The sequence below is a fragment of the Bacteroidia bacterium genome, assembly GCA_033391075.1.
Lineage (GTDB): Bacteria > Bacteroidota > Bacteroidia > J057 > J057 > JAWPMV01.
In genome coordinates, this window is the sequence record JAWPMV010000001.1 from 2,368,329 (window position 1) to 2,389,495 (window position 21,167).

Genomic DNA, 21,167 nt, shown 5'->3' on the forward strand with positions numbered 1-21,167 from the left:
GACTTCGAAGAAATTTTCTTTTGTGGAGCACAAAAATAAGCCATCGCAGATTCCTGCGATGGCCCATAATTAAATGTTCTACCTGTCCTAATTTCCTAAGAGATTCCCGAGGACACCATCTCCCAATTCTGAGAAACTGAAGGGATTCATTTTGTCGATGAATTTCCTGTTGCCATCCATGATCAGGAAGTAGCGGTATTTTCCACTATTGTGGTTCTTTACATAACCTGCTCCTCCTATACTTGGGATAGATTTCACCCCATTGAGTAAATCATTCTTTAGCTGATTCAATTCCTCTTCACTAGGCAGATGATCCTTGATTTGCCTGGCTTCGAATACCAAATCACTTGCTGGTTGAATGTATTTCACATTATCAGCGGCTTTTAAAAGCAATGCTTTTTGAGATGCATCAATGACTGTGCGCGTAAATTTTACTTTTTGGGTACGACTCGATCCTACTGCGCACGGTAAATGTTTAAGCGTCGCTTTTACGGTAAAGCTTTTGTCTACACTCAAAACATCCAGAGCAGCTAAATCCCGTAATGCTTTTTCCAGTTGAATACGTGTCTGGGCATCATCTTGCAGCTCAACAGCAGCCTTCAATCGATCCAGGACCTGTATATATGGAGCTGCTTTCGAATCAATATAGTTGTATATCGTGGAGTAAATACTGGTCGTACAAAGCTTATACTTAGTTCCCAGGGCACTTTTAATTTCTTGCTTGGCTCGATCTTTCCCTGCCTGAACCCCTTTGTTGATCTCACTCTTTGCAACATTTACGATTCCCGGTAGTTTAGCTCTCAATCCTCTCAGGCTTACCTCTACTCTAAGGTTTTCCAGAGCGTTATCCAGTCTTTGTCTCGCTGCCAGGATTTCCTGAAATCCAGAGTCAATTTTATGATTTATGAATCCGTCCAATCCATTTAACAGATCATTGGGAGGAATAGCTGTCATATGGGTTTCGTCTTTCAGAAACAAAGCCTCTGCTCCCCATCTTTCTGAACTTTGCTGAACAAAGCCTGCCATTTGGAACGTATCTGTGCGGGCTGAAATTTTACCAGCAGCCTGGATGATTTTATTGGGAACTTCAATGCCTATATTTCCTTCCATCGTGATATCGAAATCTCCTGATTCCTTTACAAAACCTGAGGTTCTCAACTGTCCCAGAGGCTTGAGGGGAAGGAATTTTGGCCACCAACTCAGATCCGGTGCGAGTAATCCATTTACAAAGGCTTGTGCCTGTAGGCCACTATAGGTATCTGCCTGTACAGAGAATGCAGCACTGGCTTCGCCCATAGGAATTTCAAAGGTCACAAAACTTGCAACGGAAAGTGCCAGCTTGAGGCTTCCATTTAATCCTGCCTGATATTCCGCTCCCAGGCGACTTCCCAGCGGATCAGACGAAAGTAATTCACCATTGAATCCTACATTCTGAATGAAGACTACATCTTCTGCTTCAAGTACTTTAAATATCGGCAATGAAAAAGTGCCCTTCCTTACGGTATTTCCTTCAAAACTACTTATTACACCATTGATCGGCTGGAGTGCTTCGTATTTGATTTTTCCTTTAGCTGAAGCACCTACGCCAAATCCGCCCAGTGCATCATGTTTGGCAGAAAAATAGAAGAAGGGGTCTGAATAATCCGCGACATGTACAATTTCTCCTCCTACGGGTGCTTTTATGACAAAAGGCTTGGTTGCATTGGGGTCATCATTGGTACAAACATTCATTTCCAAATTTGCAGCAATTCTGAATACGAAATAGCTTTTCGATGCATCCAAAGGAAATCCCAGATAAAATTCCTCATTGATGTAGCGACCGGTATAGTATCCCAAATTGAATTGGAGCGGATCCTTGATTTCCATACAGGGATCAGGAGAAGGAATTTTTGCAGTACCTGTGATGTTGTCCAGGCTACCATCCGGTTTGAAGGTGACATTCAAGTCTGCATCCGTAAAATTAATGGCCTGTTCTCCTTCACCTACTTCCAGTTCTCCTTTTACGGTAAATCCATCCGTAGTTTCTACGACCTCACCGCTTCCTGTTACATTGTCCCTGCTTACGCCCTGGCCATCTGAAGGACCTTCAATGGTACAATTACACACATCGGGGCGGGCACAAGGATCTGCACAATTTGGGCTGTCTATGTCCGGGATCACATCATCTTTATTGCAACTTTGCAGCAAAAGGCCTGATGCCAGGAGCATCCCAATTATCATAAGCTTTCCGGAAAATGTGAATGCTTGTTGCAAGCTCTGAACAAATGCATAGCTTGAGCTAAGGGAATTTGTGTTGTGAATCTTCGGTCTGATTTTCATAATACTGTGTTTTAATCCAAATTATTAGAAAGTAGAAACCTGTTTCATGGAATGTATTTTGGTGTAAAGGAAAGCTTGAACATAAGCTTCCTCTCAAGCACTAAGGTCTATGCTTTGACTTGCAAATCTTTGTTCAAACTAGATTTTGGTAGGATCTACTGGTTGTTGGTAGATATGGCTGGAATTGTGTAAAGAGCAGGAAGGGGATTTTAGGCCTATCCGATTAGTTTTCGAGCCTTTAATCGATTCCTGCCTTCTCGTGAGACAGGAATTGTCTCTCCATTAGAAAGGGATAATTGACCACCTCCTGCTTGTTTTCCTGTTCGGAAAAAGCCAGGTTTAATGTATTGAGCAATGCAGGCAGGGTTGACGATATGACGATTATGGCAGCGAACAAACTGGTAGAGATCCAGCATTTCCTCCGCTTCTTTTAAACTCCTGGAAACCGCTTTATAGACCTTTTGGTCAATCATGTGCCAATTGGAAAGGTTGTTGTCAGACTCAACCCTGACGATATCCTGAACGGAAATAAAATCACTTCCCTGCATGGTGGGGATAGAAATTTTGGGTTGACTCAAGTATTGGAATAGGTTACTAATCCCTTCAGGCTTGGCCTGATTTGTTGACTTTCCCTCGATAATCTTTACTGCCTTTTCTACTGCCGAAATGAGTTGGAGATCTGTGGGAGGTTTGAGTAAATAATGGCAGGCATTGACTTCAAAAGCCCTTATGGCAAATTCTTCATAGCCCGTTACGAAAATTATCTCGGGAACTTCTTTTAAACTGTTAAAGACTTCTTTCGCCAATTCCAGCCCATTCAATTGAGGCATTTGGACATCTGTAAATAGCAAATCTGGACTTAATTCCTTGATAAGTTGCAAGCCTTCTATAGGATCACTGCTGCTTGCAATTATTTCTACCTGGGGGCAGCGATTCTGGAGTTGATCTGAAAGGGATTTCAGATGCTGAGGATTGTCATCGATCAGTATGCTTCTCAGGGAAATGGCCATGTAGATTGCTTTGTCCGACGAAAATTGATAATTTATCAGAAGCGACTTTATGATTTTCGTAATATAAACCTTTATCAGGCAGCTTCAAGTTTTGCAGGCTTCAAATTACTCATCTGATAAGCAAATCTCCTTGCCGCTAAGCATGAAGTCTGGCCTCAGGCATCTCTTCTTCTGGGTTGCCTATTTATTTTATGATACCATTTCCACGGGTTCCATCCTCGACGATTTTCAATTGGCATTTTCCCGCTCCTTTATCCATGGAATCTTCCTGGCAGCTATGGTATACCTCAATCTCTGGGTACTATATCCAGTCTATTTTAAGTCCAGAAAAATTCCTCAATACATTTTGTATTCTATTCTTCTGGCCAGTTTTGCATTTATCCTCCGAACTCAGATAGATGTCTACATGAGTGTACTTACTTTCGATAAAGAGCGAAAGAGTGCTATTTATGATCCGACTGCAAAAATTCTGGAAAACCTTATTGAGGTAGAATTGTATCCCGCCCATACTTACCAGCTGGATAGTTTGCTTGTCCTTAGGGGAAATTTGGAAAATAAACAGCAGATAAACGAAGCCATTGTTGCTAGAAAAGATAAGGTAGTTCGTGATTGTCTGGAGGCTAAACCTTATGAAAGGATTTGGGAATACGGAAGTTTCTACCTCATAGGCATGTTTCTCGGAACAGGAATTGTCTACGCCATATTTAGCACTTTGAAATTGGTCCAGGACAGCTACCTGCGTTTCGAACATCAGCAGAATTATCTGCGTGCGGAAAACTTGCGATTAAGAACCCAGCTGAATCAGCATTTCTTATTCAACGCTCTTGCAAGCATTCATCATCGATTTCAATCTATAGATGATAAGGAAGGAAGAGAAATGACCCAGGATTTGAAATGGATGATACAGTATGCGATTGAAAAATGTGAGAAAAGTGAATTTGTTTCACTGCATGATGAACTCTCTATGGCAGAAAAGTATATGGGCTTTCATAGCCATTTAGCCGGTAAGATCCATTTCCCTGCCAAAGAAGATGCAACCCAAGACTTGGCACTTATGCCTATGTTGATCAATCCCATTCTAGAGAACGCCCTCAAACATGGGAATCTCTATAAGGAGGATAGTTTTATTCGCTTTGAAATAGACAAAAAAGACGAATTTCTATATCTGGTATTGAAAAATAGCTTTGAAGAAAACCGAAGCAGCTTCTCTTTTCCTTCACGGACCGGTTTTGGTATAGGGCTGAAAAACCTGAAAAATCGATTGAAACTATTCTACCAGGAAGAAGGCGATTTCGAATTGACTTATGGGAAAGATGAGACAGAAATGATTTTCACAGTTAACATCAAAGTACCCCTACTTAAGATGGAGTCGCAGGAACAGGACAGCTAGCAGTCAATTGCCTTTTATCTCTTTAATAAAATCCAATTTACGGCTGGCATATTTTTCTTCTTTTACCAATGCTTTGAACTTAGCTATGGTTTTGAGTGGCCCATAATCCAGGCCCCAATTGACCAACCAGGCGGGAATCGATCCTGCTGGATCCAGAGAGAGAAAATACTCTGCTTCGATCCATCCATTTTTTTGGGGGGTGAATTTCCAGCTGGAGAGGGCATTTTGTATTCGAACGTAGTCCTCTGAATCTGGTAAAAAATTGGGTAAAGCTTTGCATTCTGAATGGGTAATGAGGCTGTTCTTTTCCTGATAGGTTCGACAGCTAAAAATGAGCTCTCTGTCGGTAAAGAGAAAAGGCATGGAAGTTCGATTCACGAAAACAAAGTTTGAATTCGTATTGCCCTGCAACACTTCGGCCTCTTCACACCGAAATACCCAATTGGGCATTTCTGCTATATCATTTACCACACTTACAGCAGCCGAAAGCTTGCATTCGATCAGAGTTGTAATTTTTAATTCCTTGATATCACTCGTCGGACTATCTCTGTAGTAAACCTGAATGTCATCTTTGTCTTTTTTTAGCTCCCAATTTTCCTGGGCAGGTAGCAAAAGACTAAAAGAGAAGGCCAGAATAAAAAGACTGAGTACTTTCATAGGGCTGAATTGTATTGCTATTACCTACTATTGCTAAGAGGCTAATCTCTTATCAATCTTAATAAATACTATCTTTAATCAAAATCTACCAACAGCACCCCAATCTATCGATGAGTAATTTCAAGGATATACTGCTGCATGATCCGGAAGCCCGAGTGAAATCCTACAAAAAAGGAAGTATCCTGCATGAGAAAGGGGAAATTACCAATAGGGCTTTTTACGTAAACAAGGGATTGCTGAGAAGTTATATCATTGATAGCAAGGGAAAAGAACATATTTTCATGTTTGCCTCTGAAGGATGGATCATTGCAGATATTGAATCACAGGAATTTGAACTGGCTTCGGATTTATACATAGATTGTCTGGAAGATTCCGAACTGGTGGTTTTTGATCGCACTCGTCTATTTTCTTCCGGAGCAAAAACGGAAACGTTCGAAGAGCATTTCAAACTTCTGTACCGACGAATGGGAGTGCTGCAAAGAAGGGTGCTCATGCTCATGAGTGCGCCAGCTCCGGACAGGTATAAGTATTTCTTGGATGCCTACCCCAATCTCCCTAATCGTATCCCTCAACATATGATTGCCGCTTATTTGGGTATAACCCCTCAGGCATTAAGTACCATAAGAAAAAAGCTTAGTCAGGCTGAATAGTAGCTGGAACGTTTGGATTTATTAATCTAGATGAATGCATGCCGCTAAATTGAGTATTAACTAGTACTCAGAATTTATCTGTATTATCAATATGTATTTCTTATGGTTAAAGAATATTCAAATGGTGAGATAACCATTAAATGGCAAGCAAAGAAATGCCAGCATGCAGGCATTTGTGTACGAACTTTACCTAAGGTGTATAAGCCCAAAACTAAGCCCTGGATAAGTCCGGAAAATGCTTCAACTGAAGAACTAATCAATCAAATCAACCAATGTCCCTCAGGGGCTTTAAGCTATTATAAAAATGATGGAGAATAAAAGCCTTGCAACCAAATGGCCAAAACTGGATTTCGCCCAGATGCAGGATACCCTGGAAACTTTGCATCAGTGGCTACAGATTGTTGGAAAAATTCGTTTGAAAACGATGCCCTGGCAGAATCATAGCTGGCATACATCCTTGTACATTAGCCCCAAAGGATATTCAACCCAGGGAATCCCATATCAGGGCGGTGTTTTTCAAATCGATTTTGATTTCAGGCAGCATAAATTGATTATTTCCTGCTCAAATACGGAGGATGAAAGCATAGATTTATATCCCAGGACGGTAGCGGATTTCCACAAAGAATTATTTGAGAAACTAGCCGCTATGGGGATAGAAGTAAAAATTCATCCCAGCCCAAATGAGATGGAGCCTGCCATTCCTTTTGCCGAAAACACCCTCAACAAATCCTATGATCCCGCACAGGCTGAAGCCCTTTGGAAAGCTATGCTCAAAGCCAATGGCGTATTCAATCGCTTCAGAAGTGAATTTATCGGCAAGGCGAGTCCGGTACATTTATTCTGGGGTGCCTTTGATCTGGCAGTGACTCGATTCTCCGGTAATCCTGCTCCCTTACATCCGGGAGGCATGCCCAATATGTCTCTGGAAGTCATGCAGGAAGCCTATTCGCAGGAAGTAAGTAGTGCTGGTTTCTGGCCGGGTTCCAAAGACGCTCCTTTTCCTGTTTTTTATGCCTATGCATATCCCAGCGGTGAAAACTTTGGGAAACAGCAAGTGCTACCGAAGGAAGCCTTTTATAGTGAGGATATGGGCGAATTTTTCCTGAAATATGAGGATGTACAAAAAGCTGCAGATCCAGAAACCTATTTGTACGATTTTCTGCAATCTACCTATGAAGCAGCAGCTTTAACTTCAAGTTGGGATCGAGTTAAGTTGGAAAAACAAGCATAAAGTACCCTCTTGATCCCCCTCTCATGCTTTGACAAGAGAGGGGGAAATTGATGAGTACATTTCTTTTGCCGCTTCTTTATTTACCTTCATATTTGACGCTTCCACCTACGATAGTGTAGACGATTTCAGTTTCAGGAATATCTTCCAAAGGAATCGTCATAATGTCCTGGGATAGCACTGTGATATCGGCCAGTTTCCCTACTTCCAGGCTGCCTTTAATATCCTCTTCAAAGGCTGCATATGCATTATCAAGGGTGTAGGATTTCAAGGCTTGTTCCCGTGTCATTCTTTGCTCAGGAGCGAAGATAGAACCATCTCCGAGTACTCGACTCACCGAACAATGAAAGCTTGCAATCGGATCTATATCTTCTACGGGAGGGTCCGTTCCATTCATTACTCTTATGCCACCGTCTATCATACTTCGCCAGAGATAGCCTCTTTCTTTCGTCCTACTTTCCCCTAAACGAGAAGCAACCCAGGGACCATCAGAACAAGCAAATACTCCTTGAATGCCCGCTATAACTTCCAATTCTTCGAACCGCTTGAGATCATCAGGGTGGATGACCTGTGCATGTTCGATCCGCCAACGCCAATCAGATTGATCTGCATGCTCCTTGAAGTTTGCTTCATAGATATCCAGCAATTCCCGGGTAGCTCGATCTCCTATGCCTTGAATAGCCATTTGGTAATCATGTTTGACCGCCAATTCTGCTGAACGTTTGATCTCATCTATGGGCGTTACATTGAAACCTGAAGAGTGAGGAAGATCCACATAGGGTTCCAGTAACCAAGCTCCATGTGTTCCCAGGGCACCATCCAGAACTTTTTCTCCTATGCAGCGATTGGTGAGATAGTTGTTTCCAAAGCCGATCATGCGAAATTCCGCTAGCTTGTCAGCCATAATTTCTGCCGGATCATGAATGGCCATATACAAACGGACGGGCAAATTTCCTTCAGCAGCCATAGTTCTTAAAAGGGCTACTTCTTCAAAAGAGGAACCCATATCCTGAAAGCTTGTGATCCCGTTTTCCAGGGCTTCCTGAGCAGCAAGGGCTACCTGCTGCCTATGCTCCTTTTCAACTTCCTCGGGAGAGCGACTTTTTTGGTAGGCATTGTAAACATCATCAATAAATTGGGCCGCTGATTCTCGCAGCATCCCTAAAGCTTTTCCCTCTTCATCCCGAACAATTTCTCCTCCCTCAGGATTTGGTGTTTCTTCCGTAATCCCAGCCATTTCCATCGCTTTTGCATTGATAAATTCTCCATGACCACTTGTATGAGAAAGCATAACTGGATTATTAGGACTGATTTTGCTCAAGCTATGATGATAGGGAAGTCCTTCAAAGGAAGGAACAGGCTTTTGCTCCCATTTCTCCTGATGCCATCCCCAACCCAATATCCAGTCTCCCTCATCTACTTCCTGGACCTTTTTTGCTACCATGTCTACTATCTCCTCCCAGGATTTTGCATAGCGTAAATCCAAAGCCATAAGCGTTTGTCCCAATCTCATATAATGCCCATGCCCTTCAATCAGTCCAGGAATTGCCAATTGTCCCTGAAGATCAATCATGCGGGTATCCGGACCTTTGTAGGCGCTTAGGTCCGACAAACTTCCTAGTGCAATAATTTTATCTTCGGCTGTGGCAATAGCTTCAACTTGAGGATGGGCGGAATCGACTGTAAGAATCTTCCCATTGAAAAGAATCAAGTCAGCAGTTTCTTTTTTTTCACAGCCAGATAAAAGGAGAAAGAAGAGGAGGGATAGTAGCAAGTTTTTCATTTGGTTTTTTATCAAATATAGGAAAAGGGATGAATCATCTTTAATCTGCCAATTTTGATATGCATTGTTATGGATAAAAAAATGGATGTAATTTTGCGTCAGGGACTCGATACTTGAGACGTATTTTTGGGTCCAAAATTAGCAACTTCAGAATGAAAGAAATTAAGCTAGCTTCCACGATCATGCTTGCCAGAGATCAGGGGAATTCGATAGAGGTACTTTTGTTAAAAAGGAATAAAGCGTTGGCTTTTGCCGGAGGGCTATGGGTCTTCCCCGGAGGAAAAATCGAGGAGGAAGAGAGGAATAGGAGTATGGATGACTTAGCAGCTGCGAAGTTGGCAGCAATTCGGGAAACCAAAGAAGAGACGCATTTGGATATTGAGTTGGAGGATTTGATTTTCTTTAGTCATTGGACTACGCCTGTAATAGAGCCAAGAAGATATGCCACCTGGTTCTTTTTTGGAAAGGTGGAGGAAAGTGATGGCGAAGTGATCATTGATGACAGTGAGATAAAGGATCACCTCTGGATCAATCCGGAAGCTGCTTTAGCTAAAGTTAGAGCCAGAGAGCTGGCCATGATGCCTCCGACTTTGATGAGCTTGCAATTGATCCGAAAGTGTAAAAGTGTGGCAGAAGTTCAGGCAAAATTGGAGAAAGAAGAGGTTGTTTATACCCTGCCAGTCTTGCAAAGAGTAGGCGCTACTATGGTTTGTATGTATGAAGGAGATGCTGGCTATGAAACGGGGGAAGCAGAAACAGCAGGTGCCCGGCATAGACTTTTACTGGATATGAAAGCGGGTAGTTATCAGTTTGAATTTGAAAATTGTCCCGGTGTCCTACCAGTTAATGGAGGTATGCATCTCTAACTTATTCTACAAAGATGCCTAAGAAAGCAAAACCTATCCGTATAGAATTAGCGCTCGGTATCATGTTCCAACATGTAAATTGCTACCTCATGCCGGGGGATGCGCTAAGCCTGATTGATTGCGGTCTTTATACCCAGGAGAATTGGTTCCTTCTTCAGGAGGAATTGAAACAGCATGGATATCAAATCTCCGATTTGGAGCAAGTGATCATCACCCATGAACATAGAGATCATATCGGGATGCTACCGGAAATTATGGCCAATTCAGGCGCAGAGATTCTCGCACCCAAAGCCATAAAGGCTTGGTTCGAAAAACCGATTGATATGAATAGAGAGGAGGTGCGCTTTAACAAAAGGCTGCTTGCTAAACTGGGTTTTCCAGAGGAAGTCTTAAGTAATGCGCATAAATTTTTTGATCAAAGAGAAATCTCTCGACCTATCGAAGAAGTATCTCGTATTCAGTATTTTGAGGAAGGTGATCGCCTTCAATTAGGCAATACAGAGTGGGAGATTTTACATACTCCGGGACATAGTCCAACTCAATATATCTTTCTGGAAGAGGGAGCCGAACGAGTTTTTGGAAGTGATATGCTATTGCCCATAGCACCTATGCCTATCCCTGTAGAGGGCAAAGGAGAAGATGATCCGGAATCGGGTGCTTTGGCAAGTTTGTTAAAGTCTTATGAAAGAATAAAGGCATTTGATATAGGGGAAGTATTTCCAGGACACGGGCCAATCTTCTCAGGGGCCAATGGCACAATAGATCGTCAATTGGCGCGGATTCAGATGCGAAAAGAAGAGTGCTATGAGGCTATAAAGTCTGGCTTTACTACTCCTTATCAGATCAATCGAAAAATGTATCCTTACCAAGAAACTCCTCCCGATTTTAGTGGACTATATATGGTGCTGGGATATCTCCAATTGCTTCAACTGGAAGGGCGGATCAGGAAAATAGAGGAAGAAAAAGGGGAGTTGTCTTTTAGCTCTATTCCCTAGCCAATTCAAAAAATCGCTCCTGGCTATTGAAGGCCGAAAAAACTCCCAAGGCATTTGAAATATTAGAAGGAGGTTCATTCAAGTCCCGTGAGTCCTGCTCTCGGTTTTCATAGAGATCAGCATATTCCTGATTGATGTGATAAACCTTTACTGAGTATCTCCCAAAAGATTCGAGGGTACCTCCCAAAAAACTCAAAGATGAATCATCTGTGGGTTCTGAAACAAAACGAAAACGAGCCAAAGCCTCGACTACCTGGCCAGGGAAAATAGGATCCAGACTATCACTTACACTTTCCACTACCATAAAATAAAGATCCCCATTGGGATTGTCCCAGCTGGCTTCAATGGAAGAATTTCTCAGGAAATTTCCTATAAATGCAACGATGGAGTCCCTACCTGCAGAAAAGGGTAAAGTCGGGACAAAAAGGGTGTCATCAGAAATTTCCAGACCGCTGGTTGGGCTAGGTACCTGGGTCTCTGCTTCTGCCAATATCCCATCGTATTCCACCTCTAATTGAAATACATCTCCGGTTTCTACCTGCAAATCGCTATCTGGATAATGGTAATAACCTTCCTCTCCCGAAGCAATCAAAGCATAACTTTCCCCCTGCTTTATGAGCCTTACTTCCGCATCATTTATGGGCAGAGAATTATCCTCATCCAGGGATAAGGGGAAAGTGGTTTTTATCCGAATATCATCTATGGGTTCTCCGGCATATAAAAAGGCTTCCACCACAAATTGATTGGCTGCAATATTATTCAGGTTTTCTTCTTCGCAGGAAAGGAAGAGAAAAGCTGAAATAAGGATATATATTGAAGAGTATTTCATATACATGATCTTAGGTTGAGAAAGCTTAGAATCGAACATCTGCAGATAGAATAATGGTTAAGCCCAAATATCTGATCTCAGAAATAACGGGTGGTGTTTGGGTGAAATCATACTCCCGATACCAGACATTTTCCCGATTGTAGAAATTGAATACAGATAAGCCAAAATCCATATCAAATCGACCCAGTTCATAAAGGTAATGCGTAGACAGATCGAGGCGATGATAGGCGGGCAAGCGTGATCCATTCTTAGCACCTACGCTGATATAATTAAACGTTCTGCCATCCAGGAGATCGATGGAATATTGCCCGGCAGGTTCGGTGAAAGGTTTCCCCGAGGCAAAGACAAAGGTGCCAGCAAAGCGCCAATCTTCATATTCATAAGAATGAACGGTTTTGAATTCATGTCTTTGATCATGAAGGGCTGAAAATTCGAAGCCATTATTTAGTCCGGGAAAGGTATTCCGAACCCTTGCCAGGGTATAACTTACCCAGCCGGTATATGCGCCTCTTTTCTTTTGGAGTAAAAACTCCATTCCTTCTGCAAATCCATTCCCGAGAAAAAAGAGTCGATCCCGGTCGATGTCTGCTCTCTGAAAACGCAGGGAAAACTCGGCCAGATTTGTGAGGTTTTTTCTATAAGCTTCTACATCAAAAATGAAATCATCGGTTTCATAAGAGGCTCCGATTACAAAATGTTCGGCACTGCTTACTTTCACCAAATCATCATCTGCCAATAACCAAAAATCCCGGGAACCTTCCGTTACATTCTCATTGACAATTCTGTTTACAAATTGAAAATGCTTGCCATAAGCTCCTTTCAGGCGAATTTGATCGCTGAGCTTGTACTCGAAAGAGAAACGGGGAGCCCAGTAAATCTCATTGCTGATGTTGTAATAGGTGCCTCGAATACCAGCATTGATAGATAATTTGGGAGAGGGCTTCCAAATATCCGATACATATAATGCTGCATAACGGCCTTCTTGTTCAAGATCCAGGATGCTTAAGGTGTCATCTCGAACAAATTCATAATCTACTTTTGCCTCAGTAAGTAAACTTCCAAATTCCAGTTTATGTCTGGCGTTTAGTTGAACTTCATTGTCCAGGCGAAAACTAAGGTCTTTCACCTCATTGTCTTCAAAGGTTCTGATTTTTCGGTCTACCACAACCGTGTCATTTTCCGGGATAGAAGCTAAAATACCCAGATCTCGATTGTATTTGCTGAAGTAGTTGGAGGAGGCGAAGAGCAGATTTGAGTACCATTTGGGATTCCATTGCCGGGACCACTTTCCGCTAAAACCTCTATTTCCCCAGTCACTTTGCTCATCCAAATCCAGATCAATTAAAATGGTCGGATTTTCTCCTCTTTCAATGGTAATATCATTGGACTCTATCAAATGGTCCGCACCTGAATAAAACGAAAATGCCAGGACATCTTTTTTCGTAGGATTGATGCTCAATTTGCTATTGAGGTCAAAGAAGTAAAACTCCGGTTCTATAGTAGTTACTTCCAATCCATCTATGTTTGGTAGATTTTCTGTTTGGGTAAAGACATCAAAAATCTCTTTATACAATTCGTTCTGAATAATGTCCGTATAAGATCTTCTTCCGTGTAAAGAGAAAGTAGCTTTTTTGAACAGAGGGATTTGAATTCCTGCTTTAGCATTTAGCAGATTGACCCCAAAGTTTCCATGCAGTTTATTGGGGTCTCCAGTTTTACCCGTAAGATCAACGACACTTGATAAGCGGCCACCATATTTTGCCGGAAAGGCTCCTTTATACAGCTGAACATCCTTTATGGCTTCGGCATTGAAGGCTGAAAAGAATCCAAAAAAGTGATCGACATTATAAACCGTCATGCCATCCAGAAGGACCAGGTTCTGATCCGGCGTCCCTCCTCTGACATACAGGCCAGAGGAACTTTCATTGCTTCCGCTTACTCCCGGGAGCAACTGCAATGATCGAAAAATATCTACTTCTCCTATGTTTGGGAATAGGGCTAATTGTGCAGGCGAGACTTGAATGGTGCTGATCCCATCCGATGCATTCATCACTTTATAAGACTGGGCAGTCAGAACAACTTCTTCCAATTCAAAATTAAAGTTAAGCTCAATTTCCAGATCTTTGATATCATCATTGCCTGCTTCTATCCCCACTTCCATACTTGCATATCCTACATAGGATATTTTCAGGATAAGGGCTTGCTCCGGAACATTGAGTAGAGAGAAATAGCCATCGACATTTGAAGAACTCCCTTGCTTTGTCCCCTTGATAATGATGTCGGCAAACGGCAGGCGTTCCTGGCTATCCTTTCCCAGGATTATTCCAGATATGTTTCTCTGGGCAGATAGAAGATATGGTAATAGCAGTAAAAACTGTAAGAGTAGTATTCGGAAATACATGCTTTCGAGTATTAGGTATGCAGCAGTTTTAATATATTCTAAAATGCTTAAAATGCCATTTGCTCAGGAAAATAAATGGAACCTTTCTGAGTTTATCTGAAAGTTGAAGCAATTCAAAGGTTTTCCCACCCAAAGGGTATTTTGAGTAGGAAATTAGTATTGAAAGTTCAATCCATTTTAAGCTAAGTAGTCATATGGTACTATATGATTCTTGCCTTAGTTGATTTATCCCTAGCTTGAAATTTATCATTTGCCCTAATTCTCCCACATGAAATTCAAGCTAGTTTATACCTCCTTATTTTTGTCCCTGATACTTATTTCACTTGAATCCTCAGGACAAGTTATACCCATTGGTGAGGGCAGTTATACCCTCAATTTTCCCGGGACAGATGCGGCCGGTAGAAATAGTTTTCCTTCGGGAACTCCTTATACTACAGGAATAGCTGCTACAAAACCGGTGCCTACCAATGACTGGTGGTCTCATAAAGTAAAAAATAGCCACTCCGCCAATCTGTTCAATTACCCCTTTACCATGAAAACTGTCAATAGTGGATTGGTTACGACTTATATCCCCTGGGGAGTTATAGATGATATTGAGCCAGTAACTATAGGGGTAAGTGGATTGCAAGCTGCTGCTGCAAATGTTTCAGATTTTTCTGATTGGACAGTGAGTATGGATTGGAAGGACGGGAGCCATCATTTCCAGGCAACTTCCGGCATAGGAATGCCTTTCATTTATTTCAACAAGGATTCCTCAGATATAGCGGAAGTAAAAGTGAGAGAAGGAACGGTTACAGTTCTAAATGAAATACTAATCATAGAAAATCTGCGAAATGGAGCTGACTTTGCCGTTTATGCTCCACAGGGAAGTATTTGGACCCAAAATGGGAATAGCTATACTTCCAGCCTGAACGGAAATAACTATTGGTCCCTGGCTTTTCTTCCTCAACAAGGAGCTAATCTTCAGGCTTCTGCAACTGCCTTTCAACAATATGCTTATGTCTTCCCCACAGATACGAAAGTATCCTGGAATTATGATGAGGCAAGTGCCCTCCTTACAACAGATTTTCTGATTGAAACGGAAGTAAAGGAAGGCACGGATTCCAGTATGCTGATTGGATTACTTCCACATCAATGGGCGAATCTTGCTCCTTCTGCTCCCTCATTTACATCCATTAGTTATCCGACTGTAAGAGGAGAATTAAAGATGATGGAGGCTAATGGATTTCAGGTGGAAAATAGCTTCCACGGAATACTGCCCACTTTGCCCTACCTGGATTACTATAGTCAGGGCTTTAGTCCTGCTGATTTACATAGCAAAATAAAACTGCTGGAAAATGATCAGTTGAATAGCTGGACCGACTCCTATAATGAAGGCCAGGAAATGAATCGCTTGATCCAGACCGCGAGAATAGCAGAATTGAGTGGAGATAGCATTGCCTTGCAGAAATTATTGACGACCGTAAAAAACCGATTGGAAGATTGGTTGGAGGTGAATGGAAGTGAAGTGGCATTCCTGTTTTATTATAATCAAACCTGGTCAGCCCTTTTGGGATATCCAGCCGGTCATGGACAAGATGGCAATATCAATGATCACCATTTCCACTGGGGATATTTTATCCATGCAGCGGCCTTTTTGGAGCAATATCAGCCGGGTTGGGCAGCAGATTGGGGAGATATGATCAATCTGCTGGTAAGAGATGCAGCAAGCAGTGATCGTGATGATGATCTGTTCCCCTTTCTCCGGAACTTTAGTCCTTATGGAGGACATTGCTGGGCAAATGGTTTTGCCAGCTTTCCACAAGGCAATGATCAGGAGTCTACTTCAGAAAGTATGCAGTTCAATTCTTCCCTCATCCATTGGGGAGAAGTAACAGGCAATGACTCTATCAGAGATCTGGGGATTTACTTATATACTACTGAGCAATCGGCAATTGAAGAATATTGGTTTGATGTAAACGAAAGAAATTTCTCTTCTAATCATCCGTATAGCCTGGTTTCAAGGGTTTGGGGCAATAGTTACGACAATGGTACTTTTTGGACCAATGATATTGCCGCCTCCTACGGCATAGAACTCTATCCCATTCATGGAGGTTCTCTATATTTGGGACAAGACACGAATTATGTGCGGAAACTCTGGACGGAAATTGAGCAAAATACCGGCATTCTCAATAATGTCCCCAATGTCAATCTTTGGCATGATATCATGTGGGAATACCTGGCATTTATCGATCCACAAAAAGCCATCGATTTGTATGACAGTTATCCCGATAGAGGCCTAAAATTCGGAGTTTCTGATGCACAAACCTATCACTGGCTTCATAGCATGAATGTGCTGGGAAATGTAGATGTCTCTTTAAGAGCTGATCATCCCCTGGCGGCTGCTTTCAACAAGAATGGAAACATTATTTATGTGGGACAGAATTATGGAACAGACAGCCTGAACGTCAATTTTTCAGATGGTTATAATTTGATGGTTCCTCCCAGAAGTATGGCGACTAGTCTGGACATATCTTTGAAAGGGGAAATCAGTTCAAGTTTCTCGGCTGCTTATCCGGGCGGTAGTGTAGACTTAAGTGTGGAGGTTTTCGGCGGAACAGCGACTAAAGTAGCCTTCTATGATGGGGAGACTTATTTGGGAGAAGTAAATCAGGCCCCGTATGTCTTGACAGCTGACAATCTTACCCTCGGAAGGCATCAATTTTATGCCCGAATCTTTGAAGCTAACTTCTTTAACATCAGCAATAGTGTGAGTGTAATTGTAGGAGAACAGAAGCCTTATGGTGGGGAAAATATTGCTATTCCGGGCTCATTTCAAGCGGCTCACTATGATGTCTTTGAAGGAGGTGTTGGAGAAGGAATAGCTTATCAGGATGCAAATGTTGTTAACGAAGGAAACTTTCGGCTGGACGAGTATGTGGATGCTGAGACAAATGCTGCTGAGGGGGATGTTGTAGGTTGGATTAGAGGAGGAGAGTGGCTGGAATATACGGTGGAAGTTCAGCAAGCCGGGTATTATGATTTAAGTTTTCGCTATGCTTGCGGGAATAATGCAGGAGGAGGACCTTTTCGGATGGAATCTGATGGCCAGATTGTGAAATCAGGCATAGGCGTTACCTATACCGGCGGATGGAATAGCTGGAGAACCAAAACCTTAGCAAATGTTCCGCTGAAAAGCGGCGAACAAGTATTGAGGCTCTATTTTGATCAGGGAGAATTGAATTTGGGGGAATTTGACTTCAGCTATGAATCTCCTCTGACCTATAGCCAGGCAGTTGCAAAAGCGGGCCCTAATCAAATCATTGTATTGCCACAAGACTCGGCCTTTCTGGATGGAAGTGCCAGTTTTGATCCGGATGGAAATAATTTGACTTATCAATGGACACAGCTTTATGGTCCCTCCATTCTTTCCTTTGATAATTCTCAGTCAGCTCAAACAAGAATAGATTCTCTCATTGAAGGGATATATTTGATAAAATTGAGGGTAGATAATGGTAGCTATTCGGATGAAGACGAAGTGTATATTATTTCAAGCTTATCGGATAATGTGCCTCCTACGGTTTCGATTAAGTCTCCTCTCAATAATTCCACTTTTATAGAAGGAGATCTCATCAGTATTTCAGCAATAGCCACTGACCTGAATGACAGCATCCAGTCTGTAAAATTCTTTGTTGATGGAGCAGAAATAGGGACAGATAGTCAATATCCTTATGAATATGATTGGACTTCGATCCCAGGCAATTATAGCTTGTCAGCCGTTGCCTTTGACCATAATAATGCCTCCGATACTTCAGAAACGGTAGTTGTTGAATTTACAGAAGCTCCTTCCTGTAATGGGACTTCCTGGGATGGGGATTTTAGTTATGAATTTTCTGATGATCCAGAAAATCCTACCCTGACTTTTATCCCATCGGGAGCGGGAGTTGGTGACCCGACTTGTATCCTGTATTATGGAACAGATCCCAATGGCCTGCCGGGCTATGGGGTTACACCTAATGTGCCTTTTCGCCTAAATGCAGCGGAAGGAAGTCTGATTTATTTCTATTACACTTATTCCTTTCCGGGGGCAGTTGAAAAAAATAATTCGGCCAATAAGGATAGCTATGTGGTAGGAAGTTGTAGAAGCGTTTCTGCAAAAGACTTTCAGGAGCTGGAATTGACCTATTATCCAAATCCGGTGGATGATGTACTGAATATAGAACTGCCTGAGGGAGAGAATGAGGTTATGGTCTATGATGTTAGTGGAAGCTTGTTGGATAAATCCAGGATCAGGGGAAGTCTCTATTCTTTTGATATGAGCGCTTATGCTAAGGGTATTTATTTTGTCAGAGTTATAAATAAGGATCGTCTGGCTACCCTTAAAGTGATAAAGTAGCAGATTTACAAAAATCAGCATGAAGCTTTAATTTCCCCTGAATGAGTACAAAAGTGCCCTTTAGCCCTTATTAGTATAATAGGATGTTTTATTCCATTTTTATACTAAAAAAAATTAGCGCGCTTTGAAGAACCTACTGCTTTTATTCATACTTATCGTCTCTATCAGCTATCAAAGTAAGGCCCAGGATTTACCTGCTGCCTGGAAGTTATCCGAGGATGGCCGAAGGTTGATCGCTGGAGGTGAGAATCAGGGGGGCTTTTTTAGCCCTGATCAAATTCAGGAAGTGCAACTTTCATTTGCTCAGGCGAATTGGTGGAATTTGTTAGAAGCAAATTATGATAGTGGAACAGATTTGCTGGCAACTTGCTGGATAAATGGGGTTCAATATGATAGTGTAGGGGTACGCTTTAAAGGTGCCACTTCATACCGAAGAAATAATACAGATAAGAAATCATTTAATATTACCCTGGATTACATCATAGATGGCCAGGACATAGAGGGGTATAATACCTTCAACCTCAATTGTGGCTGGGATGATAATTCCTCTATGAAAGAGGTATTGTATAATACTTTAGGCTACCGATATTATATGGGCCTGAAGTCAAATTATGCGAATCTGAGTATCAATGGTCAATATTGGGGCCCTTATCAAAGTGTTCAGCAATTTGACTCGGATTATATCAAAGAATGGTACCTAAGCAATAATGGTACAATCTGGCGAGCGGAGAGAACTGCAGGTACTACAGGCGGTGGAGGTGGGGGAGGACGCCCAAATTTTGGAGCTGGCCGATCCAGCCTCAATTATAATGGGCCTGATAGTAGCGATTATAATACAGATTACACCCTCAAACGCACGGAGCAAGCTGATCCCTGGGCAGGACTGATAGCTGCCTGTGATGTGTTGAATAATGAGCCCTTGATAAGCCTGGAAGAGGAATTATCCAAAGTTCTGGACATAGACAAAACATGTTGGTACCTCGCACATGAGGTTATCTTTTCTGATGATGATAGTTATATCAATAAAGGGGGGAGTGATTATTATGTCTATTTTGAAGCCGAGACGGGCCGGATCATTCCCATGGAATATGATGGCAATAGTGTCTTGGGAGCTAATAATTTGAATTGGGATCTTTTTTATCGGGAAAACGAAACTGACTTCCCTCTCATGAATCGTTTCTTGTCTATCCCTTCTATTCGGCAGCGCTACCTCGCTCATGTTCGATCGATACTTGAAGATTATTTTACTTCTAGCTATGCTGATCCTTTGATAGATGATTGGGCAGCTATGATTGACTCTTCCGTTCAGGCAGATCCAAAAAAGTTTTATACGTATTCAGAATATCAATCTGCTTTAAACTCCCTGAAACAAAGTATTGTGACAAGGAGAAATTTTCTTCTCAATGATGCTGAATTGACCAATATAAATCCTCTTTCTATTGACCAAGTCAGCTATTCTGTAAATGGACAAAATTGGCAGGCTCCGACTTCAACTGAGGAAGTGGATGTTCAATCCCTGATATCCGGAAGTAGTGGAGTTTCTTCTGTCTGGCTTTACTATGGAGAAAGCCTTAGCGGTTCCTTTGAGAAAATTGAGATGTTTGATGATGGATTGCACAATGATGGTGCAGCAGCTGACGGTCAGTATGGAGCCAGCATACCGCCGATGAGTTTGGGAACCTATGTTCGCTTTTATGTAGAAGCCATAGCAAATGATGCAGCCTCTACGAAGAGCTACGAACCCAAAGGGGCCGAACATGATGTATATATATATCAAGTACTCACAGAATCTGCCACAGACAAGCCTATCGTGATCAATGAGCTCATGGCTCAAAATGATGCAGCGGTTGCGGACTCAGCCGGAGATTATGATGATTGGCTGGAACTCTATAATACAAGCGGAACGTCTGTGGATTTAAGTGGCTGGAGTTTGAGTGATGATATAAATGAATTGGACAAATATGTGTTTCCATCCGGAAGCATACTGGATGCCGATAGTTATTTAGTCATTTGGGCAGATGAGGATTTGGATCAAGGAGACTTTCATGCCGATTTTAAACTTTCTGCAGATGGAGAAAGCCTGTACCTTTCCAATAATATGCAGGAATTGGTGGATGTGGTAAATTTCCCTTCAACAAATGCTGATATGGCCTATGCGCGCCTACCCAATGGCAGTGGCCCCTTTATTTTTCAAGCACATACAATCGGGCAATTCAATGGCTCTGCGAATAGTGCTACTGATTTGGATCCTGAGCTAGACTTCAAGCTTTATCCCAATCCAGCCTCAGATTTTATTAGGCTTGAGTTTGAAGTCGGAAATGAAAAGTTGTATACCCTGAAAATCTATAGCATTAGTGGGAAAGTGCTTTATGAAAGTCATGATCTTTTATCAGCAGACATAATCATAGGGCTTTCTGGTTTTGCTCAGGGGATTTATGTGATTCAAGTAGAGCTTGAGGACAGATTGTTCTCCAAAAAATTCATAAAACAATGAGAAGCTAAATGAAAACCCATCTGGATTTTACTGGAATTATTTCCGGGATTCAGAGTTGATTTTTGTGTTGAAATTTAGATTGTGAATTTTTAGCAAGGGAAAGAAACAGAAGAATCGATATAAGTGAATGGATAATCAGCTTGGCAGTTGCAGCTGGCCGCATGACCTTA

General features: G+C 42.0%; 14 protein-coding genes. 8 read left to right on the top strand and 6 right to left on the bottom strand.

Annotation, left to right across the window (positions count from 1 at the left end; translation table 11 throughout):
- Nucleotides 1-87 precede the first annotated feature (87 nt).
- Entirely contained in the window at nucleotides 88-2,319 is a 2,232-nt protein-coding gene (locus R8P61_09675) for a hypothetical protein (protein ID MDW3647323.1), read from the bottom strand.
- A gap of 215 nt (nucleotides 2,320-2,534) precedes the next feature.
- On the bottom strand, nucleotides 2,535-3,329 hold the full coding sequence (locus R8P61_09680; GenBank protein MDW3647324.1) for a response regulator: 795 nt from the start codon (nucleotides 3,327-3,329) through the stop codon (nucleotides 2,535-2,537).
- Nucleotides 3,330-3,471: 142 nt separating this feature from the next.
- Between R8P61_09680 and R8P61_09685 the strand changes: the two genes are divergently transcribed.
- Complete coding sequence (locus R8P61_09685; protein ID MDW3647325.1) at nucleotides 3,472-4,719, top strand: histidine kinase; 1,248 nt, start codon at nucleotides 3,472-3,474, stop codon at nucleotides 4,717-4,719.
- A gap of 3 nt (nucleotides 4,720-4,722) precedes the next feature.
- On the opposite strand, the gene R8P61_09690 is transcribed toward R8P61_09685, so the two are convergent.
- Complete coding sequence (locus R8P61_09690; GenBank protein MDW3647326.1) at nucleotides 4,723-5,376, bottom strand: START domain-containing protein; 654 nt, start codon at nucleotides 5,374-5,376, stop codon at nucleotides 4,723-4,725.
- Nucleotides 5,377-5,486: 110 nt separating this feature from the next.
- Here R8P61_09690 and R8P61_09695 point away from each other — a divergent pair, with 110 nt between their 5' ends.
- The 3 genes from R8P61_09695 (at nucleotide 5,487) to R8P61_09705 (ending at nucleotide 7,257) form a co-directional block, all read left to right on the top strand.
- Nucleotides 5,487-6,026: a Crp/Fnr family transcriptional regulator gene (locus tag R8P61_09695; GenBank protein MDW3647327.1), complete on the top strand. Its 540-nt coding sequence runs from the start codon at nucleotides 5,487-5,489 to the stop codon at nucleotides 6,024-6,026.
- A gap of 102 nt (nucleotides 6,027-6,128) precedes the next feature.
- A complete protein-coding gene (locus R8P61_09700) occupies nucleotides 6,129-6,344 on the top strand; it encodes a (4Fe-4S)-binding protein (protein MDW3647328.1) in 216 nt (71 codons plus the stop codon).
- A complete protein-coding gene (locus R8P61_09705) occupies nucleotides 6,331-7,257 on the top strand; it encodes a DUF5996 family protein (GenBank protein MDW3647329.1) in 927 nt (308 codons plus the stop codon). The genes R8P61_09700 and R8P61_09705 overlap by 14 nt, the downstream gene beginning before the upstream one ends.
- 76 nt (nucleotides 7,258-7,333) lie before the next feature.
- Here R8P61_09705 and R8P61_09710 read toward each other — a convergent pair whose 3' ends face one another.
- Nucleotides 7,334-9,037 (bottom strand): amidohydrolase, encoded by a 1,704-nt coding sequence (locus R8P61_09710; protein ID MDW3647330.1) that lies wholly within the window; start codon nucleotides 9,035-9,037, stop codon nucleotides 7,334-7,336.
- A 152-nt stretch (nucleotides 9,038-9,189) separates the two neighbouring features.
- On the opposite strand from R8P61_09710, the gene R8P61_09715 reads away from it, so the two are divergent.
- Complete coding sequence (locus R8P61_09715; GenBank protein MDW3647331.1) at nucleotides 9,190-9,903, top strand: NUDIX hydrolase; 714 nt, start codon at nucleotides 9,190-9,192, stop codon at nucleotides 9,901-9,903.
- A 14-nt stretch (nucleotides 9,904-9,917) separates the two neighbouring features.
- Entirely contained in the window at nucleotides 9,918-10,898 is a 981-nt protein-coding gene (locus tag R8P61_09720) for an MBL fold metallo-hydrolase (protein ID MDW3647332.1), read from the top strand.
- Here the strand turns inward: R8P61_09720 and R8P61_09725 are convergent.
- Both R8P61_09725 and R8P61_09730 read right to left on the bottom strand, forming a co-directional pair.
- Nucleotides 10,888-11,727, bottom strand: coding sequence for a DUF4249 family protein (locus R8P61_09725; protein ID MDW3647333.1), 840 nt, complete (start codon nucleotides 11,725-11,727; stop codon nucleotides 10,888-10,890). The genes R8P61_09720 and R8P61_09725 overlap by 11 nt on opposite strands.
- A gap of 25 nt (nucleotides 11,728-11,752) precedes the next feature.
- Nucleotides 11,753-14,128: a TonB-dependent receptor gene (locus tag R8P61_09730; GenBank protein ID MDW3647334.1), complete on the bottom strand. Its 2,376-nt coding sequence runs from the start codon at nucleotides 14,126-14,128 to the stop codon at nucleotides 11,753-11,755.
- A 268-nt stretch (nucleotides 14,129-14,396) separates the two neighbouring features.
- Between R8P61_09730 and R8P61_09735 the strand changes: the two genes are divergently transcribed.
- Nucleotides 14,397-18,503, top strand: coding sequence for a glycosyl hydrolase (locus R8P61_09735; protein MDW3647335.1), 4,107 nt, complete (start codon nucleotides 14,397-14,399; stop codon nucleotides 18,501-18,503).
- Between the two features lie 124 nt (nucleotides 18,504-18,627).
- Nucleotides 18,628-20,997, top strand: a complete 2,370-nt coding sequence (locus R8P61_09740; protein ID MDW3647336.1) for a CotH kinase family protein — start codon at nucleotides 18,628-18,630, stop codon at nucleotides 20,995-20,997.
- Nucleotides 20,998-21,167: the final 170 nt, after the last annotated feature.

Coding starts and splice junctions, on each gene's coding strand:
- R8P61_09675 (MDW3647323.1), bottom strand. CDS start 2,319: ATGAAAATCAGACCGAAGATTCACAACACAAATTCCCTTAGCTCAAGC.
- R8P61_09680 (MDW3647324.1), bottom strand. CDS start 3,329: ATGGCCATTTCCCTGAGAAGCATACTGATCGATGACAATCCTCAGCAT.
- R8P61_09685 (MDW3647325.1), top strand. CDS start 3,472: ATGAAGTCTGGCCTCAGGCATCTCTTCTTCTGGGTTGCCTATTTATTT.
- R8P61_09690 (MDW3647326.1), bottom strand. CDS start 5,376: ATGAAAGTACTCAGTCTTTTTATTCTGGCCTTCTCTTTTAGTCTTTTG.
- R8P61_09695 (MDW3647327.1), top strand. CDS start 5,487: ATGAGTAATTTCAAGGATATACTGCTGCATGATCCGGAAGCCCGAGTG.
- R8P61_09700 (MDW3647328.1), top strand. CDS start 6,129: ATGGTTAAAGAATATTCAAATGGTGAGATAACCATTAAATGGCAAGCA.
- R8P61_09705 (MDW3647329.1), top strand. CDS start 6,331: ATGATGGAGAATAAAAGCCTTGCAACCAAATGGCCAAAACTGGATTTC.
- R8P61_09710 (MDW3647330.1), bottom strand. CDS start 9,037: ATGAAAAACTTGCTACTATCCCTCCTCTTCTTTCTCCTTTTATCTGGC.
- R8P61_09715 (MDW3647331.1), top strand. CDS start 9,190: ATGAAAGAAATTAAGCTAGCTTCCACGATCATGCTTGCCAGAGATCAG.
- R8P61_09720 (MDW3647332.1), top strand. CDS start 9,918: ATGCCTAAGAAAGCAAAACCTATCCGTATAGAATTAGCGCTCGGTATC.
- R8P61_09725 (MDW3647333.1), bottom strand. CDS start 11,727: ATGAAATACTCTTCAATATATATCCTTATTTCAGCTTTTCTCTTCCTT.
- R8P61_09730 (MDW3647334.1), bottom strand. CDS start 14,128: ATGTATTTCCGAATACTACTCTTACAGTTTTTACTGCTATTACCATAT.
- R8P61_09735 (MDW3647335.1), top strand. CDS start 14,397: ATGAAATTCAAGCTAGTTTATACCTCCTTATTTTTGTCCCTGATACTT.